21 protein-coding genes and 1 riboswitch are annotated in these 23,923 nt (G+C 36.0%); of the genes, 13 read left to right on the forward strand and 8 right to left on the reverse strand.

Translation table 11 applies throughout. The features are described from left to right. Positions 1-36: 36 nt before the first annotated feature. The 3 genes from Q4503_RS13525 to rnd all read left to right on the forward strand — a co-directional run bounded on the left by Q4503_RS13525 (position 37) and on the right by rnd (position 3,070). A complete protein-coding gene (locus tag Q4503_RS13525; RefSeq protein WP_215972097.1) occupies positions 37-657 on the forward strand; it encodes an L-threonylcarbamoyladenylate synthase in 621 nt (206 codons plus the stop codon). 91 nt (positions 658-748) lie between these two features. Then, complete coding sequence (gene rluB / locus Q4503_RS13530; protein WP_289847520.1) at positions 749-1,819, forward strand: 23S rRNA pseudouridine(2605) synthase RluB; 1,071 nt, start codon at positions 749-751, stop codon at positions 1,817-1,819. A gap of 99 nt (positions 1,820-1,918) precedes the next feature. Continuing rightward, the gene (gene rnd, locus Q4503_RS13535; RefSeq protein ID WP_215972098.1) at positions 1,919-3,070 is read left to right on the forward strand and encodes a ribonuclease D; all 1,152 of its coding nucleotides are present in this window, start codon (positions 1,919-1,921) and stop codon (positions 3,068-3,070) included. 110 nt (positions 3,071-3,180) lie between these two features. Here rnd and Q4503_RS13540 read toward each other — a convergent pair whose 3' ends face one another. Beyond that, complete coding sequence (locus tag Q4503_RS13540; RefSeq protein WP_215972099.1) at positions 3,181-3,591, reverse strand: hypothetical protein; 411 nt, start codon at positions 3,589-3,591, stop codon at positions 3,181-3,183. Between the two features lie 113 nt (positions 3,592-3,704). Here Q4503_RS13540 and Q4503_RS13545 point away from each other — a divergent pair, with 113 nt between their 5' ends. Genes Q4503_RS13545 through Q4503_RS13560 form a run of 4 tightly spaced genes read left to right on the forward strand, consistent with a single transcriptional unit; the run spans position 3,705 to position 6,456 of the window. Further along, positions 3,705-3,989 (forward strand): YcgL domain-containing protein, encoded by a 285-nt coding sequence (locus Q4503_RS13545; RefSeq protein WP_215972100.1) that lies wholly within the window; start codon positions 3,705-3,707, stop codon positions 3,987-3,989. After that, positions 3,979-5,019 (forward strand): lytic transglycosylase domain-containing protein, encoded by a 1,041-nt coding sequence (locus Q4503_RS13550; protein ID WP_215972101.1) that lies wholly within the window; start codon positions 3,979-3,981, stop codon positions 5,017-5,019. Before Q4503_RS13545 ends, Q4503_RS13550 begins: the two co-directional genes overlap by 11 nt. Before the next feature lie 14 nt (positions 5,020-5,033). Then, a complete protein-coding gene (locus tag Q4503_RS13555; RefSeq protein WP_215972102.1) occupies positions 5,034-5,552 on the forward strand; it encodes a YcgN family cysteine cluster protein in 519 nt (172 codons plus the stop codon). 37 nt (positions 5,553-5,589) lie between these two features. Then, positions 5,590-6,456, forward strand: a complete 867-nt coding sequence (locus Q4503_RS13560) for a DMT family transporter (protein ID WP_303602590.1) — start codon at positions 5,590-5,592, stop codon at positions 6,454-6,456. 16 nt (positions 6,457-6,472) lie between these two features. On the opposite strand, the gene Q4503_RS13565 is transcribed toward Q4503_RS13560, so the two are convergent. Further along, positions 6,473-7,588 carry an ABC transporter substrate-binding protein gene (locus Q4503_RS13565; protein ID WP_303602591.1) on the reverse strand — a complete coding sequence of 372 codons (1,116 nt, stop codon included), beginning with the start codon at positions 7,586-7,588 and terminating at the stop codon, positions 6,473-6,475. A gap of 177 nt (positions 7,589-7,765) precedes the next feature. On the opposite strand from Q4503_RS13565, the gene Q4503_RS13570 reads away from it, so the two are divergent. The 3 genes from Q4503_RS13570 to icd all read left to right on the forward strand — a co-directional run bounded on the left by Q4503_RS13570 (position 7,766) and on the right by icd (position 12,264). After that, positions 7,766-9,313 carry a Re/Si-specific NAD(P)(+) transhydrogenase subunit alpha gene (locus Q4503_RS13570; RefSeq protein ID WP_303602592.1) on the forward strand — a complete coding sequence of 516 codons (1,548 nt, stop codon included), beginning with the start codon at positions 7,766-7,768 and terminating at the stop codon, positions 9,311-9,313. 9 nt (positions 9,314-9,322) lie between these two features. Continuing rightward, entirely contained in the window at positions 9,323-10,732 is a 1,410-nt protein-coding gene (gene pntB / locus Q4503_RS13575; protein WP_215972106.1) for a Re/Si-specific NAD(P)(+) transhydrogenase subunit beta, read from the forward strand. Between the two features lie 281 nt (positions 10,733-11,013). Then, positions 11,014-12,264, forward strand: coding sequence for an NADP-dependent isocitrate dehydrogenase (icd, locus tag Q4503_RS13580; protein WP_215972107.1), 1,251 nt, complete (start codon positions 11,014-11,016; stop codon positions 12,262-12,264). 119 nt (positions 12,265-12,383) lie between these two features. Here the strand turns inward: icd and Q4503_RS13585 are convergent, their stop codons facing one another. Next, the gene (locus Q4503_RS13585) at positions 12,384-13,145 is read right to left on the reverse strand and encodes an ElyC/SanA/YdcF family protein (protein ID WP_303602593.1); all 762 of its coding nucleotides are present in this window, start codon (positions 13,143-13,145) and stop codon (positions 12,384-12,386) included. Between the two features lie 328 nt (positions 13,146-13,473). Beyond that, positions 13,474-13,678, forward strand: a riboswitch (Lysine riboswitch). 130 nt (positions 13,679-13,808) lie between these two features. Here Q4503_RS13585 and lysC point away from each other — a divergent pair. The 3 genes from lysC (at position 13,809) to Q4503_RS13600 (ending at position 17,645) form a co-directional block, all read left to right on the forward strand. Then, on the forward strand, positions 13,809-15,188 hold the full coding sequence (gene lysC, locus Q4503_RS13590; RefSeq protein WP_215972109.1) for a lysine-sensitive aspartokinase 3: 1,380 nt from the start codon (positions 13,809-13,811) through the stop codon (positions 15,186-15,188). 487 nt (positions 15,189-15,675) lie between these two features. After that, a complete protein-coding gene (locus Q4503_RS13595) occupies positions 15,676-16,998 on the forward strand; it encodes a sensor histidine kinase (RefSeq protein ID WP_303602594.1) in 1,323 nt (440 codons plus the stop codon). Continuing rightward, positions 16,998-17,645, forward strand: coding sequence for a response regulator transcription factor (locus tag Q4503_RS13600; protein WP_215972111.1), 648 nt, complete (start codon positions 16,998-17,000; stop codon positions 17,643-17,645). Before Q4503_RS13595 ends, Q4503_RS13600 begins: the two co-directional genes overlap by 1 nt. Before the next feature lie 19 nt (positions 17,646-17,664). On the opposite strand, the gene Q4503_RS13605 is transcribed toward Q4503_RS13600, so the two are convergent. The 5 genes from Q4503_RS13605 to Q4503_RS13625 form a co-directional block, all read right to left on the reverse strand. After that, positions 17,665-18,765: an ABC transporter ATP-binding protein gene (locus Q4503_RS13605; protein WP_215972112.1), complete on the reverse strand. Its 1,101-nt coding sequence runs from the start codon at positions 18,763-18,765 to the stop codon at positions 17,665-17,667. A 5-nt stretch (positions 18,766-18,770) separates the two neighbouring features. Next, complete coding sequence (locus Q4503_RS13610; protein WP_303602595.1) at positions 18,771-20,252, reverse strand: iron ABC transporter permease; 1,482 nt, start codon at positions 20,250-20,252, stop codon at positions 18,771-18,773. 158 nt (positions 20,253-20,410) lie between these two features. Beyond that, the gene (locus Q4503_RS13615; RefSeq protein WP_303602596.1) at positions 20,411-21,436 is read right to left on the reverse strand and encodes an extracellular solute-binding protein; all 1,026 of its coding nucleotides are present in this window, start codon (positions 21,434-21,436) and stop codon (positions 20,411-20,413) included. A 287-nt stretch (positions 21,437-21,723) separates the two neighbouring features. Continuing rightward, entirely contained in the window at positions 21,724-23,292 is a 1,569-nt protein-coding gene (locus Q4503_RS13620) for a PepSY domain-containing protein (protein WP_303602597.1), read from the reverse strand. Continuing rightward, a complete protein-coding gene (locus Q4503_RS13625) occupies positions 23,289-23,588 on the reverse strand; it encodes a hypothetical protein (RefSeq protein WP_303602598.1) in 300 nt (99 codons plus the stop codon). Before Q4503_RS13625 ends, Q4503_RS13620 begins: the two co-directional genes overlap by 4 nt. Positions 23,589-23,923 lie beyond the last annotated feature (335 nt).

Consider the following 23,923-nt stretch of genomic DNA (forward strand, 5'->3'; position numbering starts at 1 on the left):
TAAGTAGTAACGTTCAGCATTAAAAAGGAAATTATCATGAGTCAGTTTTTTTATGTTCATCCAGAGACCCCTCAAGGGCGTTTAATGAAACAAGCGGTAACAATCATCAAAGATGGTGGTGTTATTGTTTATCCAACCGACTCTGGTTATGCCTTAGGCTGCCATATAGGTGATAAAAAAGCGTTAGAACGCATTTGCCAAATTCGAGATATTAGTAAAAGTCATAATTTTACCTTGGTGTGTCAGGATTTATCACAATTGTCTGAATATACGCGTATTGATAATACTGCGTATAGATTGTTGAAAAGTAATACCCCAGGTGCTTACACTTTTATTTTCAAAGGGAGTAAAGAAGTACCCAAGCGGTTACTTAACCCAAAAAAGAAAACCATTGGTATTCGCATTCCTGACAATAATATTTGCCAAGCCTTGTTGGCTGAACTAGCAGAGCCTATAATGTCTACCAGTTTGATCATGCCAGGGGAAACCATGGCTGAGTTTGATCCGGAACAAATTCGGGATTTATTAGAGCATCAAGTTGATTTAATTATTAATGGTGGTCATTTAGGTGAACACCCAACAACAGTTATTGATTTTTCAAATGACGATATTGAAATTATTCGTGTCGGAGAAGGTGATCCTTCACCATTTGAGTAACCCCCTTTAATAGTCTAAACGTTAATAACGTATAAATGAGCCAGAAGTAAGTTTCTAGGGAACTGCTACTGACGTAACAGAGTAAAAAAATATGTCTCAAGACAAAAAAATACCGAAAGGTAAAAGTACTTCTACCGATTCTAAACCTGCTAATAATAAATATGGCAGCCGTGGTACTGGTTCAAAAGCCACAGTTAAAAAAGGTCAGAGTAAAGCAGCTGGTAAAGTTGGCCAAGGGAAAGGTAAAAAGACTGAAGAGTTACCAGTAAAAGTTAATTTTAAAAAAGCGACGGTTAAAGACTCTGAAAAATTGCAGAAAGTCTTGGCGAGAGCTGGCAAAGGATCACGTCGCGAAATGGAGACTATTATTGGTCAAGGGCGTGTTAGTGTTGATGGAAAAACCGCTTTTTTAGGTGATAGGGTTGATGGAAGTGAACAAATTCGAATTGATGGGCATCAAGTTAAACTAACAGCGCAAGACGACGATATTTGTCGTGTATTAATGTACAACAAGCCAGAAGGCGAAATGTGTACACGAAAAGATCCTGAAGGTAGAGCAACTGTTTTTGATCGCTTACCTCCTTTAGAATCAGGTCGCTGGGTTGCTGTTGGGCGCTTAGATATTAATACTTCAGGTATGTTACTTTTTACTACTGATGGTGAATTAGCCAATCGTTTGATGCATCCATCACAAAAAGTTGAACGTGAATACGCTGTTCGTGTTTTTGGTGAAATCAATGAAGCTATGTTACAAACGCTTCGTACCGGTGTAAAACTGGAAGATGGTCCTGCACGTTTTCAAAAAATTACCTACCGTGGTGGTGAGGGAAGAAATCATTGGTTCCATGTAGTATTATCTGAAGGTCGTAACCGTGAAGTTAGACGTTTATGGGAAAGCCAAGAAGTACAAGTAAGTCGCTTAATTCGTGTTCGTTATGGTGACATGGAAATGAAGCGTCAATTGCCTTTAGGTGGATGGACAGAGCTAGGATTACAAGAGGTTAATTACTTTCGTAAGTTAGTACAATTAACACCTGAAAAACAATCAAAAGTAAAAGTTGATGAAAAAGCTATGGATAATGCCAAAAGTCGCCGAATTCGTCGTTCAGTGAAAAAGCATCAACAACGCCATCAACAAGCGACACGTCGTAGAAGAAAATAGCAACCGATAAAATATTGAATACCAGTATCAGTAATCAACTTAATAAATTAAGTTGATTATGCAACATTTAGAAATAAAGGGATAAAAAACGTAAAAATTATGCAGTATCAATTAATTGAAGATTTTATAAGTTTACAAACCCTTTGTCAGCAATATAGCAAAGCCAGTGTACTCGCGATAGATACTGAGTTTGTTCGTACTCGTACTTTTTACCCTAAATTAGGCTTGTTACAGGTATATGATGGTAAAACGCTTGCTTTAATTGATCCAATAGCAATTGATGACTTATCACCATTTTGGCAATTATTGACGAATGAAAATATAGTTAAAGTGCTGCATGCTTGCTCGGAAGATCTAGAAGTGTTTCTCACTAGTGCTAATTGCAAACCGGTTAACTTACTTGATAGCCAAATAATGATGTCTTTTCTAGGACATGGACTGTCAATAGGTTATGCCGCGATGGTAGAACACTTTACGGGAATTGAGCTTGATAAGTCGGAATCTCGTACTGATTGGACAAGACGGCCATTGTCAGCTAAACAATTAGATTATGCTAGTGCAGATGTCGAGCATTTATTTAATATTTATCCTAAATTAGTGACATTACTTGAGCAGGTAGACAGGTTTCATTATGCTCAGCAAGAAACGCAATTGCTAATTGAGAGAAAATTTACGCCAGTAGACGAAAATCTATTATATCGCCAAATGAAGTTAGCTTGGCGATTAAATGCTAAGCAGTTAAATATCTTACAGCATTTAGCTAAGTGGCGTTATCAGCAAGCAAAAATACGCGATTTACCTTTAGGGTATGTTGTTAAAGAAAATACCTTGATGGCAGTTGCCGCAAATATTCCTGCTAGTTTATCTGCAATGAGTAAGCTAGATGGCGCTGAAGTACTTGATATTCGCCATAAAGGTAAAGCAATGTTAGCTATTGTACAGGAAGCAAATAAAGATAAAGAGGCTAGTTACCCGAAAAAAATACAGCGTTTAGATGAATATCCAGGTTATAAACAAATATTTAAGCAGGTGAAGTCTTTTATTAAGGCAATTGGTGATAAACATGATTTAACTGTTGAAAACTTAGCGTCTAAAAAACAAATTAACCAATTTCTAACTTGGTATTTTGATTTAAATGAGGCTAAAAAATATAGCGAAAATACAGGTGTTTACCCTGATATACTTATCGTTTGGCGCAAAGAGTTATTTGGCGAGTTATTGCAAGATTTTGCTGAAAAGGGGTTTAAATGATATGTATTCATTGGTGTATACTGATATTTACGTAAACCTCAATGAATAAGAAAATAAATCTTTTAGCTGTTATCAACCTGAATAACAGCTAAATTTAGCGATAATTTATTTTATAAACTTGCTAAAAATGTTTTTATCTCTTCTTTTAATTCTTCATCATCAATATTTTCACTCGCAATTTCAGCTTGTTTTGCATATTCAACAGCTTTAGATGACTCTTCAAATTCTTGTTGTCTTTGTGCCATAGCTAAATAAATAGAAGCTGTAAATGTGTTTAATTTCAGTTTGTTAGCAGTGTTTAGTGCAATTTCATATATATCCATTGCTAAATCACCGTCTTCAGTAAAATCGCCTAATGCTTCCCACTGTAATGGATGATCCTTTGGCGTTTCTTGATTAATTGCACATAACTTTTGCAAGTCTTTACAGGCATTATCTCTAAGTTCATCGTTACTCTCGGTAGAGGCGTTTGCTATGCGTTGACAAATGCCGAGAATTTCATCGTATAAAGGAGCTTTCATGTTTGTACCTAACGTTATCAAAAAAAGTAATGTAATTTATTGTGTCATTGTATCGCATATCAATACGAGTGCGTGATATATTATGCATCCATTTCTTATCATAGGTCTCCATTATGCTATGTGCTATTTATAAAAGTGCTAAAAAAGAGCAAACATACCTTTTTGTTAAAACACGCGATGATTTTTCCTCAGTGCCTGAAGCATTAATGCTTACTTTTGGTACTCCTACATTGGTGACTTTAATTAATTTAGCAACGAAAGAAAAATTAGCATTTGCTGACTTAGCTAAAGTAAAAAGTAGCTTAGTAGAGCAGGGCTATTATTTACAGTTACCGCCACCAAAAGAAGATTTACTAAAACAGCACAAAGAATATATGGGAGGAGGGAATGAAATTTAATCATATTATTACTTCTTTATTAGCGGTTAGCTTGATAATTATACCGAGTAAAATATTACAAGCAAAAACATTGAGCGAAGTAGGCTTTAAAGAATACGTTATTGAATTAAAAGAAGCGGCGTTAGCACAAGGTTTCTCACAAAGCTTAATTGATGAAAGTTTTACTAATGTTAAATTTCATAAAAGAGCCGTAGCTGCTGACAGGAAACAACCTGAAAAAGTTGAAACATTAGATACTTATTTGCCAAAACGCATACCTGCTTGGAAAGTTGATAAAGCGAGAGCGTTATTTAAAGAGCATGAAGAAATACTAACAAAAATAGGTCAGGATTATGCTGTTCAACCACGATTTATTGTCGCGCTTTGGGGGCTAGAAACTAACTTTGGTAAATTTACCGGTGGTTATAATGTTATTTCTGCATTATCAACTTTAGCTTATGAAGGGCGTCGTGAAGCTTTTTTTAAAAAGCAATTATGGGCCGCATTAACTATTTTAAAAGAAGGACATATTAAAATAGATGATATGAAAGGTTCATGGGCTGGCGCAATGGGACAAAATCAATTTATGCCAACATCGTTCTTAGGTTATGCAGTTGATGGCGATGGCGATGGTAAAAAAGATATTTGGAAAAACCAAGTTGATATTTTTGCATCAATGGCTAATTACCTACAAAAAGAAGGTTGGAATAATGAGCTAACATGGGGACGCCAGGTTAAGTTACCAGAAAACTTTGATACATCATTAGCGATACCTCAAAATACAGGTAGTCGCAAAAATTGGTTAAAAGCTTGGGCTAAAACTGAGAAAAAGTTAGCGGAATGGCAAGCTTTAGGTATTCGCCGAACAGATGGCACGAGTCTTCCAAATGTAGATATTACTGCTGCGCTTGTTTTTCCTGATGGAATAAACGGACGTGCATATTTAGCATATGATAATTATAAAAGTTTAATGCATTGGAATTTGTCTTATTATTTTGTTAGTTCTGTTGGTCATTTATCTGATCAAATTAAATACCCACCAATTCAATAAGAATATTATTAATTATGACCGTTCTCCAAAAAGATGCACCATTTTGGCAAAGTAAATCATTAGCTGAAATGTCACGTAGTGAGTGGGAGTCGTTATGTGACGGCTGTGCTAAATGTTGCCTTAACAAATTTATTGATGATGAAGAGACTGATGATCACAGTGAACTACAACCTACTGATCATATAGAGGAAGGCGAGCAGGTCGTTTATTCTAATATTGCTTGTTATTTGTTAAATGAAAAAACTTGTCAATGTAGTCAATACGATAAAAGAACCACGTTAGTTCCTGACTGTGTGCAGTTAACACAAGATAATTTAGCAGACGTCTTCTTTATGCCGCCAAGTTGTACTTATCGTCGTTTGCAAGAAGGGCGAGGTATGCCATCTTGGCATCCGCTGCTTCACAAAGGGAAAAAATCGGCAATGCACAAAGCAGGTATGTCAGTTCGTGGAAAAATAGTCAAAGATGATGATGTTGCGCTTGAAGATTTTGAAGATTACATTGTTATCTGGCCTCTTCACGATCTTGATTAATCAACGTACTTATTAACTATAAAATTGACGTTAACTTATGACAGCTAAACAACAAAGCCTTTGGTTTCTTCATAGTGCAGTTCTACTTTTTGGCGGGACAGCGCTATTTTCTAAACTTATTGGTTTACCGGCGTTAGATATTACCGTATATCGTACTGGTGTTGCGGCAATTGTATTATTTATTTTACTTACAATTCAAAAAAAGAAAATTGCTCTCGCCAACCCAAAAGACTATGGCGTTGCTATATTACTTGGCGCTGTCGTAGGCATTCATTGGGTTACCTATTTTGCTAGTATGCAAATGGCTGGCGTCACTGTTGGGGTGATTGCTTTTTTTACTTACCCCGTTATCACTGTATTTTTAGAGCCCCTGTTAAGCAAGACTAAAAGTAGGCCTAAAGTTAAAGATATTGTTATTGCTGTTATTGTTTTAATTGGAATTTTTTTATTAATTCCTGAGATAAATTTAGGAAACCAAGTAACAGTAGGAATTATAATTGGTGTTATTTCAGCTTTCTTCTTTGCATTGCGAAATGTCCTTCATAAAAATTACTTTAGTCACTACTCTGGCCCACATACCATGTTATATCAGACTTTAGTTGCTTTTTTAATGTTAGGGTTATTTGTTGATGTTCCTCCACTCGAGGTGAGCACTAATGATTGGTTACTCGTTTTATTGGCAGGCGCCATTTTTACAGCTATGCCTCATGCCTTGTTTGCCTCATCTTTACGTCATTTATCCGCAACAACAGCAGGCCTTATTTCATGCTTACAACCACTATATGGAAGCGTTTTAGCATTTTTATTACTTAATGAAAGAGTTAATATCATGACTGTTATTGGTGGGACGTTGGTGATTAGCGCGGCATTGTTTGAAACTTGGTCAGTCAGTAAAGAGCGATAATCAGCTTATTTTCGCATTAATTCTCTATTTTTAAAGAATCACTAAAAGATAAGTAAACTTGATTTAGCCCTTGATGATTATTGGGTGTAAATGAAATATTTAGCCCATCTTGTTTATACTTAAAGGAATTAAACTCTTCTAGTAAGCATGCTCTTGTTAATTTTATTCCACACCGTTTGGCAACAAGATTAAAAACATGAGCATTAAGATATCCTTCTAACTGAAATTTATTAAAATCAACATATCCAGCTTGTTTCATATCACGAATAAATTTTTTACAAATGCGCCACTGACATTGATAGGGAGAAGGTATAACCTCACTTACTATTACTTTACTTGGATGCTCAAGTCTTGCAAAAAGATATGAACTTGATACAAATGATAGGGTGCTAAAATAAGCTCTGATTCCCTGTTCATAACCTAAGTTGATTAAATAACTTAGCGGTTGATAAGTACCAACAAAAATAACTGTATCTAATGGCATTGTTGTTAAATTATCAAGAACACGTTCAATATCATTCGTATTACGTTTATATCGCTCTGTTATAACAGGCACTATATTATATTTTTTGAAAATTTGTTCGTAACTTCTTTGAGCTGCTAAGCCAAACTCATCAGCTTGAATAACTAATGCTATCTTATTTACCTTTTTCGCTTCAATTAAAAACTCAATTTGCGCTTGAGCTTCTTGTAAATAGCTAGCCCGTAGATTGAAAATATTATTAATGACAGGAGTACGAAGGAAGTCTGCTCCGGTCAGTGGCATTAAAAAGGGGACATTAGATTGTTTTAAAATTGGCAAAATAGCATGAGAGCTAGGTGTTCCCATAAAATTAAGTAAGGCTAAAACTTCTTCTTGGATAATGAAGTTTTTAATGTTTTTAATAGTGTTCTTGGGTTCGTAAGCATCATCTAAGCTGATTAATTCAACCCGTTGACCATTAATTCCACCAGCATTATTCAGTTGTTCAAAATAAACAGTTGCGCCTCTACTAACCCCTTTACCAATATAAGAAGCTGGTCCTGTTAATGCATTCGACATGCCTAACTTTATATGACTTGCCGACCATGTTTGACCTGGAAAAAAAGTAACACTGACAATAAATGAAAAGAACAGAAAATTTTTAAACAATCGGAATAGGCCTATAAATAGAAAAAGAGTTACGCGTTATTGTCATATTAATTCTATAAGTTACTAAAGAATTATCAAGTAGTTAAAAAATAACTGAGCACAGGTGTTTAAAAATAACACTATAAGTGGTAAAACATTAAGCACTTAGTCCTTTTTATTAATTTTCAAAGGTGTTTTATGATCATTAGCATTCCCAAAGAGTCATTAAAGGGAGAAAACCGTGTTGCAGGCTCTCCTAGCTCTGTTAGTGCTTTAATCAAGTTAGGCTTTACTGTGCGAGTACAAAAAAGTGCTGGCACTAAAGCAAATTTTACTGATGAAGAGTATAGCAAATCTGATGCAGAAATAGTGACTAAAAAGGTTTGTTGGCAAAGTGACATAATCTTTAAGGTAAACCCTCCTACTTTAGATGAAGTGGCACTAATGAATGAAGGGACTACACTTATCAGCTTTATTGCACCAGCCCAAAATCCTGATTTATTAGCTGCGCTACAAGAAAAATCCATCACCACACTAGCGATGGAGATGTTACCTCGTATGACCCGTTCACAATCAATGGATGCATTGAGCTCAATGGCAAATATTGCTGGTTATCGTGCTGTTATTGAAGCCTCGCATCATTTTGGACGTTTCTTCACTGGGCAAATCACTGCTGCAGGTAAAATGCCACCTGCGAAAATAATGATTATAGGTGCTGGTGTTGCAGGTCTTGCCGCTATTGGTACTGCCAGTAGTTTAGGCGCCATTGTCAGGGCGTTTGATACACGACCAGAAGTAAAAGAGCAAATTGAAAGTATGGGGGCTGAATTTCTTGAGATGAATTATAACGAACCTGAAGAATCATTATCAAAAGGCCCAGGGGATGGTTACGCTAAAGAAATGAGTAAAGCATTTATTGATGCAGAAATGGCTTTATTTGCTGAACAAGCCAAAGACGTTGATATTATTATTACTACTGCCATGATTCCAGGCAAACCTGCGCCAAAACTGATTACAGATAAAATGGTGCAATCAATGAAAGCTGGAAGTGTAATTGTAGATCTAGCTGCGGCTGGCGGTGGTAATTGTGAATGTACTGTTGCGGGTAAAGTAGTTAACGCACATGATGTTAAAGTGATTGGTTATACTGATTTAGTGTCAAGATTACCAAATCAAGCATCTCAACTATATTCAAATAATTTATTAAATTTAGCTAAGCTACTCTGTAAAGAAAAAGACGGTACTTTAACTATCGACTTTGATGATGTAGTTATCCGTAATATGACGGTTGTGAATAAGGATGAAATTACTTTTCCGCCACCACCTATTCAAGTGAGCGCTTCACCGTCATCGACTAAAAAAGAAAAGGTAATGCCTGCTGTTGACGTAGTTGAAGCACCGGTATCATCGACAAAAAAATATGCCTTTATAACGGCAGGTATGGCATTGTTTGGTTGGATAGCTAATGTAGCACCTGCTGATTTTGTCACTCATTTTACTGTTTTTGTCTTGGCTTGTGTTATTGGTTACTACGTGGTGTGGAATGTTAGTCATTCTTTGCATACTCCTTTAATGAGTGTCACTAATGCAATTTCAGGCATCATTATTGTGGGGGCGTTATTACAAATCAGCTCTGAAAATATTTTAGTTCAAATACTCGCAGCGCTAGCTACTTTGGTCGCCACAATAAATATAGTGGGTGGCTTTAAAGTGACTAGTCGTATGTTAAAAATGTTTAGTAAGTAGGAGAACTGTATGGAATCCACACAAATTGCGTCCAATGGTTTTATCAGTGCAGCTTATGTTGTTGCAGCATTACTTTTTGTGTTTAGTTTAGCTGGATTAAGTAAACAAGAAACCGCCAAACAAGGTAACTTATACGGCATGATTGGTATGGGCATTGCGTTGATGGCGACAATTTTTAACCCCGCAGTGACTAGCATTTGGCTTATCGTGCTTGCCATGATCATTGGTGCAGGCATAGGATTGAAGTTAGCCAATAAAGTTGAAATGACACAAATGCCTGAGCTTGTCGCTATATTACATAGCTTCGTTGGCTTAGCTGCAGTATTGGTTGGTTTTAATAGTTACTTTGAGGCTGGTCATCACGTTATCATAACTGCCAGCCAACAAACGGCCATGAATATTTATCTAACTGAAATTTTCTTAGGTATCTTTATTGGCGCTGTTACTTTTACTGGATCTATTGTAGCTTTTGGTAAGTTAAGTGGCTCTATTAGCTCTAGCGCTTTGGCGTTGCCACATCGCCATAAAATGAACCTTGCTGCTGGCGTTGTTTCCTTTGTTTTAATGATTATCTTTGTGCAAAATGGAGGATCAAATTTCCCACTGTTTTTAATGACCGTTATTGCTCTAGCGTTTGGTTGGCACCTTGTTGCTTCTATTGGAGGAGCTGATATGCCGGTTGTGGTATCAATGCTTAACTCTTATTCAGGATGGGCAGCCGCAGCAGCTGGCTTTATGCTAAGCAATGATTTGTTAATTATTACAGGGGCTTTAGTTGGCTCATCAGGTGCTATTTTATCTTATATCATGTGTAAAGCGATGAACCGATCATTTATCAGTGTTATCGCTGGCGGTTTTGGTACAACGGTAGTGATTGATGAAGATAAAGATTATGGAGAACACCGCGAAATACAAGTAGAAGCGGTTGCTGACTTGTTACGAAGTGCTAAGTCTGTAGTCATAGCACCAGGCTACGGTATGGCTGTTGCTCAAGCACAATACCCGGTATATGAACTGACTCAACAATTAATAAGTAAAGGGATTGATGTACGTTTTGCTATTCATCCTGTTGCGGGTCGGTTACCTGGGCACATGAATGTATTACTCGCGGAAGCAAAAGTACCCTACGATATAGTGTTAGGCATGGATGAAATCAACGATGATTTTCCTAATACTGATGTGGTATTGGTTATTGGCGCTAATGATACTGTAAACCCTGCGGCTAATGATGATCCTAACAGTCCAATTGCAGGCATGCCTGTACTTGAAGTTTGGCATGCAAAAGAAGTCATCGTCTTCAAGCGCTCAATGAATACAGGTTATGCCGGTGTTCAAAATCCTTTGTTTTTTAAAGATAACACGCAAATGCTTTTTGGTGATGCTAAAACTACAACCGAACAAATATTTAGAGCTTTGTAATGTTAAATATTCATTATAAAAATAATATTCAGCAAATAAATAGTAGGTATTGACGGTGAGGTTATAGTGTAAAGGCGCTTTTTGCTTTACTTTAGATACAATGAAAGTTTAAATCATAATTGTTGAAAGCTAAGTTAATTTTAATTAAATCTCTATTAAGCTCAAGTAACAAAATGATATTTTAAAAACTTAATTTTCATGATGTTTAGCTTTTGTCGCTACCATGATATAAATATTTTAAACATTTTTAATGTTCATTCTTCCAATTAGGAGAGCGCTTTATGACAAGTAAAATCACAATTCCCAGTTCAGGCGATAAAATCACGGTATCTAACGGTAAATTAGTCGTGCCAAATAACCCAATCATTCCTTTTATTGAAGGTGATGGTATTGGTATTGATGTTACGCCACCTATGATTAAAGTCGTTGATGCTGCTGTCGAAAAAGCTTATGGCACCAAGAAGAAAATTGCTTGGATGGAAGTATATGCCGGTGAGAAAGCAACGCAAGTATATGATTCTGAAACTTGGTTACCAGATGAAACATTAGAAATGTTTAAAGAATATAAAGTTGGTATTAAAGGGCCATTAACTACCCCTGTGGGCGGCGGTATGCGTTCTTTAAATGTAGCGTTACGTCAAATACTCGATTTATATGTATGTCAGCGTCCAGTGCAATGGTTTACCGGCGTACCAAGTCCGGTGAAAAAGCCATTTGAAGTAGATATGGTAATTTTCCGTGAAAATACAGAAGATATTTATGCCGGTATTGAATATCAAGCAGGTAGTGATAGTGCTAAGAAGATGATTAACTTCTTAACTGAAGAAATGGGGGTCACCAAAATTCGTTTTACTGAAAATTGTGGTATCGGTATTAAACCTGTTTCTAAAGAAGGCACTCAACGTTTAGTTCGTCAAGCGATCCAATATGCTATCGATCATAATAGAGACTCAGTAACGTTAGTACATAAAGGTAATATTATGAAATTTACTGAGGGTGCATTTAAAGATTGGGGTTATGAATTAGCGTGTGAAGAGTTTGGAGCAGAATTAATAGATGGTGGTCCTTGGTGTCGTATTAAGCATCCTAAAACAGGCAAAGAAATCATTATAAAAGATGTAATTGCAGATGCAATGTTACAGCAAGTATTGTTACGTCCTGCTGAGTACAGTGTTATTGCAACACTGAATTTAAATGGTGATTATTTATCTGATGCCTTAGCGGCACAAGTTGGTGGTATTGGTATTGCACCAGGTGCTAACTTAAATGATGAAGTTGCCATTTTTGAAGCAACTCACGGTACTGCGCCTAAATATGCGGGGAAAAATAAAGTTAACCCAGGTTCGGTAATTCTATCTGCTGAAATGATGCTACGCCATATGGGGTGGGTTGAAGCAGCCGATTTACTACTAAAAGGTATGTCTGGCGCTATTGGTGCAAAAACAGTAACGTATGATTTTGAACGCCTAATGGATGATGCAACCTTGGTTACTTGTTCTCAATTTGGTGATTGTATTATTGAAAATATGTAACTAAGCCTATGTGAGCTAACGTAACTAAGTAAATATAAACAAAGTAAAAGCATTAAAACCAGTATTATCTAAGATGATACTGGTTTTTTTAGGTTTACAGTTAATACTATTATTTGATTTTAAAGTAGGCTTTTTAACCACTGCACAAAAAGACCTAAACTTTCGTACCAGGCAGCGGTTGTTATCTGCAGAGATTTACTTTTAGGAACGTAATACCCCCAACCTTTAGGACCATTTATATTTTTAACCATAAAGCCTGTTGGTGCAGGTATTGGCTCTACTCCTTGTGCTTGAAAGTATTTTATTGCTCTTAGCATATGACTTGCATTGGTTACTAATACAACATTATGTCCTTGTACTCTAGGACCAATTAATTGCGCTTCTTCTTCAGTATCTTTAGGGAAATTTTCTGTCATGATTTTATTGGCAGGTACACCTAAAAGAACTAAAGATTGCTTCATTGTTTGAGCATGAGATAACTGATCCTTAATATAATAACCTGACGTGATAATCGTTGCTTCTGGATGTAATTGATAGATCCTTAATACTTCAACTAATCTTTCTAATGAGTTTGTATTAAGTTGGCTAGTTACGGGTAAGGCATCATTAGCAACGTGCCAACCTCCTAGCACTATAATGTAGTCAACAGGTTTACTAGAATGAGTAAAGCTTTCATATTTATTTTCAATATTTACCATTAACTTATCAGAAACCACTGGCATAGAGGATATAGTTAATAATAATCCTGCTGAGATTAAGCACTTAACGCTTCTTTTTGGGCGTTTTCGACAATACAAAAGTGATAAGGTTAATAAAATTAACACTAAATTAATCGGCATAATTGCAGCCGAAATAACTTTTTTTAGTAAAAATAAATCCATTAGGCTCTACATAAGCTAGTAATACATGTTTGTAGCTAGACTATAACAAATGTAACTGTAAAATTGGGGAAAGTTATGCGTACAAAAAATTGCATTGTATTTTTCTACTATTTTGCTTTATGTGCTTAGTTGTTTCTTAAGTTTTAGTCACTGTTTAGTCATCTTTAGTTAAATAGAAATAGGCTTTATTAGTATTGACTATTAAATATAAAAATTATTGTTCCAAATTAACTCTCTTTATAGCCATCTAAAAGTCTATTGCAATTACTACTGAATTCATGTCTAATAGACGGGTTGTTTATACACTTTTAATTTAAGTGATATTTACAACACCAGAAGAGGAGCGATAACTAGATAGATAACGTTATACTGAAAAGTATTAGGAACCACATTCCAACATACGTTATTGAAGGAGATTATCGCCGAGAACATAAACACCGTGGCTGTTTACGTTCGGTCACTAAGGCTGAATCCTTAGGACTGTCACCTGATTTTAGTGTCTGTATAGACTAAGGTGGAGAGCTTCTGGCTGAAAAAGTTACTATGCTCTATGCCTATATTGTTAAATAGGCTAGCCTGTCGAACTGTTCAGTCATGCTCTTCCTGTTTTAATTAGTGAGTATTATTTACTAATGTAAGTTATTGTATTTAGGAAGATTACCCATGGTACATCCAAGTTCACCAAAAGAAAATTTATCCCTTACCGTTGCTAAATTTGGCGGTACAAGTGTTGCTGACTTTCCCGCTATGTTGCGTTGCGCTCAGATTATTAAAAATGACTGTAGTAATCGCTTAGTGGTTGTATCTGCTAGTGCAGGCGTTACCAACTATTTAGTACGCTTAAGCCAAGCAAATTTATCCCTTGATGAACAAGCAGATATTATTGATAAAATTCAAGCTATTCAGTTAAATATTACTCAACATTTGGCAAAAGATGTTGAGCAAGCTTTAAATACTGAAATAAAAGGGTTACTTGAAGAGTTAGCAACGCATGCGTTAAAACAATCGCAACAGCATAGTGTTAAGCAAGGTGATGCCATTCTGTCATTTGGTGAGCAGTTAAGTTCACGCATCTTTGCGCAAGTTTTACAGTCTATTGATGTTAACGGTGCTTATTTTAATGTACAGCAAGTTATGAAAACTAATAGCTTATACGGCAAAGCAGTGGTAGATATAGAGCAATTAAGTTTAGCATGTACAGAGCTTTTAGCGCCTAAATTGACTCAACAAGTATTAGTAACACAAGGCTTTATTGGTCAAGATGGTTTAGGTGAAACAACAACCTTAGGTCGTGGTGGCTCTGATTATAGTGCGGCTTTATTGGCTGAAGCACTTCATGCGAATAATTTATCAGTATGGACTGATGTTGTTGGCATTTTTACCACCGATCCTCGTATAACCGATCAGGCGCGTGCTATAAAAGAAATTAGTTTTGGTGAAGCAGCTGAAATGGCAACTTTTGGTGCCAAAATATTACATCCAGCTACTTTGATTCCAGCAATGCGCCAGAACATTCCTGTTTTTGTTGGTTCAAGTAAAGAGCCTGAAAAAGGTGGAACACAAATCAAAAAATCGGTCGCCTCTAATCCTACTTACCGGTCAATCGCCTTAAGACGAGAACAAACCTTAGTCACAGTTAAAAGCCCGGCTATGTTACACGCGAGTGGTTTTTTAGCACAAGTATTTGGTATTTTAGCTAAACATGAGCTGAGTGTAGACTTAATTACTACCAGTGAGATTAGTGTCGCCCTCACTTTTGATAACCCAAGTGGCTCTACACAAGCGTTAATAACATCAACAGTCGTAGAAGAATTAGAGCAGCTTTGTGAAGTAACCGTTGAACATGGTCTGTCATTAGTTGCTGTTATTGGCAATGGCTTAGATTGTGCAAAAGGCATAGGGCAACGTATTTTTCAAACGATTAATGACATCAGCGTTCGTTTAATTTGTCATGGGGCAAGTGCCAATAACTTATGCTTCTTAGTGAATGAGCGAGATGCGAATAATGTTGTTGAGAAACTACATGGAGAATTATTTAACTAATCTTTTTTGCACTCTATTAGTATTAACTTTTCCTCGTCATTTATTATTACCAAGTAGGAGCTCCGATTTTACTTGGTAATAAATCATTCCAAAAGCCCCTTAGCACCATCTAAAGCAATAAACTATCAATTATTGCTTTCTTTAATTGTGACTCTTTCATCTTAATAATTGGTATATCCTGTTTATATCTCCTTGTTATTATTTTAATACCCAATTACCCAATTACCCAATTACCCAATTAATCATCTCACCGATTATATTCTCATCACTGATATTGTCATTTCGAGTGTAGTGCAAAAGTATGAGAAATATAATTCGAACGTACAGTGCCTATATTAAATATGATGCGTATGATTGATTATATAAAACAAACATAAGGAAAAAATTTTAGGGGTGTTGTCTCTTAAAATTTTGATATTTTAGCACTTATAGTTCAATTAGCTCGTGCATTTTTTATCTTATTCACCTCATTATTGGAATTCTACAAATGAGTATACGTGCTCTGATCAATATGAGAATAATTGCATCAGTACTGTTGATTTTAATTTTTAGTGCAATTATTGCTGTATGGCAGGCAAGAAGCTCAGTAGAGCGAGAAGTGAATTCTTCAATTAACTTAGCCGTACAAATGATTGAATTTGGCCTTAATCAAAGCTCTTCCACTAGTGAAGAGAAAGACGCATGGCTAGACAAGATTGCCACAATGCAACCAGTAAGGCATTTAAATATTTCTGTCAAAAAGAGTGTAAATCAAGTTAAAAATACCCATGCTACTAAGCTAAATGATGATTTAAAGGATGAGAAAAAATCGACACCTCATTGGTTTGTAAAGTCAGTTATGGTCGACTTTTTTATACATCATTATGATATTAAAATTGCGGATGGATCTATCAAAGCGATTGTTATTACCGCGAATCCAATGGATGAAATAAATGAAGCTTGGCAAGAAACAAAGTCTTTTTTTTGCTCTATTGTGCTAATGCTTTTTATTATGTTTTTGACAGTGAACCTAGTGTTTAATGCAATGTTGGATTCCGTTAAAGCTATTTTAACTGGACTTAAACAAGTTGAAAAAGGGCACTTTGATCATGTACTACCTCACTTTAAAATTAGTGAATTTGATGCAATAGCGTTAGAAATTAATGGTATGTCATCAGCCCTTAAAACGGCTCAAGAGAAGAACCAAGCTTTGGCGCGCCACAGTATGCAAATTCAAGAAGCTGAAAGACAAAATCTGTCTCGAGAGTTACATGATGAAATGGGGCAATCGTTAACAGCAATCAAGGCAATGGCGATTACATGTCAACAACCAAAGACAAATGTAAAGGCAGTAACTAGTTCAATTGTTGATATTTGTAACCATCTATCTGTGGTCGTTCGTTCTATGATGAGAACATTACACCCATTAAGTTTGTCAGAGCTTGGCTTAGGAGCCACCTTATCTGAGCTGGTTAGAGAATGGCAAAGACGAAGTAGTGAGGTTCAGTTCGATTTAGATTACGACCAAGCTTTAGAGCATTTAAGTCACGATATTACTATTCATGTCTATCGAATTGTTCAGGAGTGCTTAACCAATGTTGTTCGACATGCAAATGCAACTAAAGTGGTTATTTTAGTCGTTAAACGCGGTGATAAAGTCATGATTACTGTATCTGATAATGGTCAAGGAAAACAGCTTAATACTCCTGGCTTTGGTTTGTTGGGAATGCGCGAGCGAGCTGAAAATTTAGGCGGAACATTTACATTTGAATCTGTATTAAATACCGGTGTTAATGTTGTTGTGGAATTACCTTACTGGGAGGAAAAGTAATGGAAACAAAAAAAATTAAAGTTCTATTAGTTGATGACCATATGGTTGTTAGGGCAGGGTTTAGAATGTTGCTCGACTCTCAACCCTATATTGGTGATATTGTAGACATTGAACGCGGTGAGCTGGCCGTGAAGGAGTATGAACGTTTCCAACCTGATGTTGTTGTGATGGACTTGTCAATGCCGGGTATTGGTGGTTTAGAAGCTATTCGTCGCCTTTGCAAGCATTACCCTAATGTACTTATTTTAGTTTATAGTATTCATGATGAAAAAGTTTATATTGAACGTGCATTAGAAGCAGGTGCACGTGGTTATGTTAGTAAGAATAGTGCTGCTGAAGTATTAGCGCAGGCGGTTGCTGTTATTGCTAGTGGTAAACGTTATATTGAAGAAGGCTTAATGCCGGAAGTAAATGATATATGCTTAACCGAAGCTAAAAAACCAAAGCATAAACTTAAGCTTTTATCGCCACGTGAATTTGATGTGTTTCGCTTACTTTCAAAAGGGTTAAATGCTCATAATGTCGCTAGCGAGCTTTGTTTAAGTTATAAAACTATTTGCAATTACAATACACAAATTAAAAGTAAACTGAATGCGAATACCTCAGCTGATCTTGCTAATATAGCGATGGTAAATAATATTATTTAGGCCAGACTAATTTTTTACTTTATTGATATATTTGGTATGGATGCGGTTTAATTTTTATCGCTATTTTTTGACCTAGAGCGAGTAACATCTCACTATAAAAACTAAGTTGTTTAAAAGCTAATGATGAATCTCTTTCAATGCTACTGAGTAAATAACGAAACCCTTGTTCAGTAACGGCAATATTATCTACTGTTACATTAACCTTTTCATCCTCACAATACTCAATAGCTTGCGGTTTTAACAAGAATTGTAAGGTTTGTGAATTCTTATTATTGGCTTCATTATTCGTGTCTACAATTGCTGAATTGGTTGATGAAAAACTGCCGATGGCTGTTTGGTATTCATTACCTTTGGCCTTTACGGGTATCCAACTACCTAATTGTAAAAAGTCAGCAACTTGCCAACTACTCGGCGATTGGCAAACTGAAGCAGGGCTGCCTGTTTGTAAAATTCTTCCTTGGTGCATAACCGCTATTTTATCTGCAAAAGTAAAAACTTCATCTTTGTTATGTGTAACAAAAATAGCACTCATTTTTAGTTGCTTTAAAAGCTGGCGCATTTCTAACATTAATTCATTACGCAAACGGGCATCAATATTTGAAAAAGGTTCGTCTAATAATAATAATTTAGGCTGAAGGGCCAATGCTCGTGCAATAGCAACCCTTTGCTGCTGGCCGCCAGATAGCTGATGAGGATATCTTGATTCTAAACCGGTTAACTTAAGTAAATGTAGTAGATCAGCCGTGCGTGTTTCTTGTTCACTTTTAGGTAATTTATCAATACCAAAATAGATGTTTTTCTTAACCGATAAGTGAGGAAATAATGCATAGTCTTGAAAAATCATACCAATATTACGATGTTCTGGTGGTATGTTTTTAGAGGGACTAATAGTCAGTATATTCATCGCAGTTTGCGTACTATTGTTTATTTTTAATTCACCAGTACTCAGCTCATTAAAGCCCGCAATGGTATTAAGTAATGTTGTTTTACCACAACCGCTAGGACCTACTAGACCAAGTATTTCACCAAAATTTAAGGTCAAATTAGTATCTGATAAAATGATTTTTTTTTGTAATTTCACCGAAAGCTGTTTGATGCTTAATAATTCAATGTTGTTCATTTATGTTATTTCCTTTCTTTATTAAGCCAAACAATAGGTAGTAATCCCAGAATAACAATCAAAATAGCGCCCAATGCACCTTGCTCTAGCATTTCATCAGAGATTAATTGATAAATTTGAATACTCAGGGTTTCAAAGTTAAAAGGCCTTAATAATAGTACGGCTGGCAACTCTTTCATCGACTCAACAAATACCAATAACCAAGCCACTAAAATAGAAGGCTTTAGGATAGGAATATGTATTTTTATTAGCATTTTACCTAAGCCGGCACCTAAACTTGCTGGGGCTAAGTCGACAGATCTCGGTATTTGTTCAATACCACTGGATATTGTGCCATTAGCAATAGCGGCAAAACGAACTACAAAAGCAAAAACGACAGCAAAAATAGTACCTGATAATAATAATCCTGGAGAGTCTAATCTTAAATAATCAGCGACTTCATTAAGCATGTGATCTAATGGGCCGAAAGTCGCGAGTAATACCATCGCCAAGACTGTACCAGGAATAGCATAACCGAAACCTGCCAAACTTAATGGAAGCATACGCCATTTATCTTGGCTAAGTCTACGATACAAACCGAATAATAGAGCTAAAAAAGTTGCAATAGTTGCAGCATAAAAAGATACCTCAATGCTGTTAATACTTGGCGGTAATAGTGCTATTAGTTGATTTAGGTCACTGTATTCAAATGCCATAATAATCAATAAAATGAAAGGTGCAAGGAAGCCTGCGAATACTAATATCCAACAAAAAGCACCAATGAAACATTGTTGTATAAAAGATAATTCTATTACTTCTATATTTTTATTGGGCCTGTTTGACTGATGCCCTTGTCCAGCTCTTGCACGTTGCTCAGCTACAACCACAAAAAATATTAACAACATTAAGATACTTGCTAACGCGTTTGCAGCGGCTAAGTCGCCATAACCTAACCAAGTATCGAATATCGCTGTTGTAAGTGTATTAACCGCAAAATAATTTACCGTAGCAAAATCGGCTAATGTTTCCATCAGAACTAAACTTGCAGCGACTGCAATAGCAGGACGCGCCAAAGGTAGGGCAACTTTTAAAAAGCTTTGTTTTGATGATAAACCTAATAGACGTCCGGCTCTTAATAAGTTTTGATCTTGTTGTTCAAATGCAGTTCGTGCCAACATATAAACATAAGGAAACAATACTAATGCCAGAATAACGGCGGCGCCGGGTAAAGTGCGTATATCAAAAAACCAGTAGTCATTTGGCGATTGCCAATTAAACCAATAGCGTAATGCGCGTTGAACTGGCCCTGCATAATCAAAAACATCAGTATAAAGATAAGCAACTAAATACCCTGGCATTGCCATGGGTAATAAAAGCAGCCATCGTAGAAACCGTTTACCTACTATATTGGTGTGAACAATAAAGGCCGCACTAAAGGTACCAAAAATTAACGTAAGGCAAACGACCAGTACACCAAGTATTAGCGTATTAGTAATATAATCTGGCAAAACCGTTTGCCAAAGGTGAGAGAATAAGTCACTCGACGAACTGAGACTCGCTAACAACATTACTACGATAGGTATTACGAGTAGTAATGCTATTAACCAACAGGCAGTTCGCCAGAGATTATTTTTTAACGGGGCAATCAAGGAGTAATTATATCATCTTATAAATCAAATTTAGCTTGATCAATTAATTTAAGGGCTTCTTTTCTATATTTCGCAATAGTTTCTAATGGTAAGTCATCGGCTTTAAACTTACCCCATGAAGCAACTAACTCAGAAGGCATTACATCAGCTCTTACTGGATATTCTACATTTGTTTCTGCATAAAGTTGTTGTGCTTCTTTTGATATTAAAAATGCCATTAATTGTTTAGCATTGCCAGTATTAGGAGAGAACTTTGCCATTCCCATGCCAGATATATTCACATGAGCACCACGGTTACTTTGATTAGGAAAGTTAATGTTTACCGCTTCAGCCCATACTTTTTGTTTTTCGTCTGATAGCATTCTACCGAAGTAATAACTATTTCCTAGTGAAATATCACATAAGTTTTGATGAATAGCTTGTACTTGTCCGCGATCATTGCCTTGAGGTTTACGTGCTAAATTTTCTTTGAATTTTTCTAACCAAACAAGTGTCTCTGCGCTACCATGTTCAGCAATCATAGAAGAGACTAGTGCGATGTTATAAGCGTGTTTACCACTTCGTGTACAAATTCTACCTTTATACTTACTATCAGCTAAGTCTTCATAATTAATATCTAATGTGCCTAAACGTTTGGCAGAATAAATATTTCGTACACGCGTTGTTAATGCAAACCAAGTATTGTCTTTTGCTCTGTATTGACTAGGAATAACATCAAGTAATACTTCAGCGTCATTTGCTTGTAGTAAGTTACGGTCCTGTAATTCAATAAGTCGACTAATATCTGTAGTTAATAATACATCTGCAGGGCTATGTTTACCTTCACGCTCTAGACGTTCTGCCATGCCTGTTTTAGCAAAAATAACATTTACTTTGATGCCGGTATTTTCAGTGAACTTGTCGAACAGAGGCTTAACTAAAAATGCTTGGCGATAAGAATACACATTGACTTCTTCATTTGCGTGTACAAGAGAAGATGAAATAAGACATAGGCTAGTAAAGGTCAACAGGATTTTTTTTCTAATCTTGGTTATTTGAGGCATAGCATAATTCTGACAATATGATGTCAGTCTCTTTAATAGGTTTTTAATACAAATAGGGGGGCAAGATTAAAGAAAACATTGTACTATGTCAATGTCATTTGATAACCATTCTCATTTGATTTGTTTAGATGTAGTAAATATTACGTTATTCTATTAATCACTGCTTTTAATATTTATATTCCTCATTATTAATTAGGCCCAACATAATAAGATCAGCCTTCTACTTTTGTTAATTATACTTTAGGTAGAAGGCAATAATGGCTTATTAATATACGTTTAATAAATTGTTATAACGCCCAAATACTATTACGCTCTCCAAAATATGCGCGTTTTTTAGTTTTTAGTGCTCCATAATAAAATATAGCGGCAAAAATTAAAGCGGATATATCAATAGCACTATTGCTAAACGCATTTAAATTCCACTGGCTAAAGATTGGTGTTGTTATAGCAACAAGTGTTGTAATAGGAATACATAAACAAGTTAAAGCAATGATTTTTTGCATATGAATAGCACTTTTTGCGGCGCCAAAAACAAAGCTATAAATTAAAACAGCAAAAAATACTAGGTAGTAACAAGTTACATAACTATTGTTAATTTTTGCGTTAATCAAATATAACCACTTACTTGCTAATAAAGTAACAACGACCGCTAATATCGAGCCTAAACATACACCAATAGTTAGATTAGCCATAAAACGGTTAGATTTACTCTGAATCGGTTTCTTTTGTCTTCGTTTTTCTAACCAAAGCAAGTTACCGCTGTAAAATAAAAAAGCACCGAGTAAGCCCATCACAAAGTACAACCAACGGCCTAATTCACCGCCAAATCCACCAAAGTGTAAAGAAAAGAAGCTCGCGACATAAGAAACGTAATAATCGTCTTCGCTCATTGAAATACTGCTAAATGCAGGAGCAAGAGTGTAAGGGTTCATGTAAATAAAGTCGCCAGTGTTATTACGCATCATTTCAGCTGTATTCATCACACTTATTGCAACAGAAGGGCGTTGAGTTGATAAGCGCGAAAACTCAATGTATTTGATACTATAACCCTCAGTTAGCTCATTGACCTTATCTATATATGTTGAAATAGGTGGTAGTTGGCTCGCAGAGTAGTTTACTGGCGCACTTTTCGCTTGTTCAAATATGGGTTGTTTACCATATACTAAGTCTAAACCATCATATAATACGTCGTGAAAAGCAAATACCACAACAGACCAAGCAATTATTAAATGAAAAGGAAGACTCACAACGCCAACTAGGTTATGGCTGTCTAACCAAAATCGGTTTGCGCCTTTATTTTTTCTAACAGAAAAAAAAGTTTTTACTAACGTAGGTAGTAGAAAAATAACACCTGAAACTAAGGCTAAAAAGTAAAGTATAGAAGCAACACCAAGCACTAAAACACCTAGGTTTTCGTGTCCAACTTTTCCTGCAATACCTGCCGTACGGTGTAACATGTCAATTAAATCACCTAGTTCATTGGTAGGCTCCGTTCGAGTAATTAAATCTCCTTGAGCTGATAGGGTGGCATGCACCATAACATTATCTAAATATAAACCTCGTCCTCCTTTTTTTTCATACCAAGTCATCGGGGAGCTTGCGTCATTGAAATTTATTTTAAAACCTTGTTGCGCGTTTTCTGAGGTGTCTAGGGCTTTAGTGATTAAATTATCTATTTTATCTATAGTGACCTGTGGAAGGTGATGACTTGGAGGCGTTGCCCATTGAGTAATTTCTTCCTCAAACATAGTAAGGGAGCCAGCATAAAAGCCGATAAATAAAACTAAGCCAGCAACAATGCCTGTCCATGTATGTACAGATTGGTAGGTTCTAAGTATATCGCCACGAACTCTCATGATAACCACCTTAAAAGAAAAAATACGCTGTAAACGATAATGTTCGCAGATAATAGATATACAACAGCTTTTAACGCTGTTTTAAATAAATAGGTAAATGACAATACAAACAATGCAATGGGAGAAAGCACCCACATATTGAATTGACCTTTTGCAGGGGCATCTAAGCCTCCAGGACCAAACCAAGCAAAAATAGCAACAAAAGCGTAAGCTAATGTTAAACCCAAAATTGTTCCGGCAAATGTTTTAACCCACCAATGGGGTTGAATCTTTTGTTCTGAGGTTAACCTACTCATGATGATGCTCCTTTATTAGATCCGTTATTTTTGTTCGGTGTAATCATTAAACTAAGGAAAGGGATACAAGCTAAAGTGGTTAAAAGTACAAAAAGCCAAGTGAATAGTGCAGCAGCAAGCACCTGTGTTTGAAGGCAAGAAACTAGTGATAATAGCCAACATAAGTAACCCAGTGTTCGCCATTTTTTTGTTAATGGTTTGCGAAATAAATTTTGATTTTTATTAGTGGAATATACAATAAATACGCCAAAAAAAATAAATAGTAGTGCCAATAATTGCCACATATTAAAAACTCTCAATGTTAAATATAGATACCCAAAACAGAAATAGTATGG

It is taken from the genome of Colwellia sp. 6_MG-2023 (genome assembly GCF_030547765.1).
GTDB lineage: Bacteria > Pseudomonadota > Gammaproteobacteria > Enterobacterales > Alteromonadaceae > Colwellia.

Coding starts and splice junctions, on each gene's coding strand:
- Q4503_RS13525 (WP_215972097.1), top strand. CDS start 37: ATGAGTCAGTTTTTTTATGTTCATCCAGAGACCCCTCAAGGGCGTTTA.
- rluB (WP_289847520.1), top strand. CDS start 749: ATGTCTCAAGACAAAAAAATACCGAAAGGTAAAAGTACTTCTACCGAT.
- rnd (WP_215972098.1), top strand. CDS start 1,919: ATGCAGTATCAATTAATTGAAGATTTTATAAGTTTACAAACCCTTTGT.
- Q4503_RS13540 (WP_215972099.1), bottom strand. CDS start 3,591: ATGAAAGCTCCTTTATACGATGAAATTCTCGGCATTTGTCAACGCATA.
- Q4503_RS13545 (WP_215972100.1), top strand. CDS start 3,705: ATGCTATGTGCTATTTATAAAAGTGCTAAAAAAGAGCAAACATACCTT.
- Q4503_RS13550 (WP_215972101.1), top strand. CDS start 3,979: ATGAAATTTAATCATATTATTACTTCTTTATTAGCGGTTAGCTTGATA.
- Q4503_RS13555 (WP_215972102.1), top strand. CDS start 5,034: ATGACCGTTCTCCAAAAAGATGCACCATTTTGGCAAAGTAAATCATTA.
- Q4503_RS13560 (WP_303602590.1), top strand. CDS start 5,590: ATGACAGCTAAACAACAAAGCCTTTGGTTTCTTCATAGTGCAGTTCTA.
- Q4503_RS13570 (WP_303602592.1), top strand. CDS start 7,766: ATGATCATTAGCATTCCCAAAGAGTCATTAAAGGGAGAAAACCGTGTT.
- pntB (WP_215972106.1), top strand. CDS start 9,323: ATGGAATCCACACAAATTGCGTCCAATGGTTTTATCAGTGCAGCTTAT.
- icd (WP_215972107.1), top strand. CDS start 11,014: ATGACAAGTAAAATCACAATTCCCAGTTCAGGCGATAAAATCACGGTA.
- Q4503_RS13585 (WP_303602593.1), bottom strand. CDS start 13,145: ATGGATTTATTTTTACTAAAAAAAGTTATTTCGGCTGCAATTATGCCG.
- lysC (WP_215972109.1), top strand. CDS start 13,809: ATGGTACATCCAAGTTCACCAAAAGAAAATTTATCCCTTACCGTTGCT.
- Q4503_RS13595 (WP_303602594.1), top strand. CDS start 15,676: ATGAGTATACGTGCTCTGATCAATATGAGAATAATTGCATCAGTACTG.
- Q4503_RS13600 (WP_215972111.1), top strand. CDS start 16,998: ATGGAAACAAAAAAAATTAAAGTTCTATTAGTTGATGACCATATGGTT.
- Q4503_RS13605 (WP_215972112.1), bottom strand. CDS start 18,765: ATGAACAACATTGAATTATTAAGCATCAAACAGCTTTCGGTGAAATTA.
- Q4503_RS13615 (WP_303602596.1), bottom strand. CDS start 21,436: ATGCCTCAAATAACCAAGATTAGAAAAAAAATCCTGTTGACCTTTACT.
- Q4503_RS13620 (WP_303602597.1), bottom strand. CDS start 23,292: ATGAGAGTTCGTGGCGATATACTTAGAACCTACCAATCTGTACATACA.
- Q4503_RS13625 (WP_303602598.1), bottom strand. CDS start 23,588: ATGAGTAGGTTAACCTCAGAACAAAAGATTCAACCCCATTGGTGGGTT.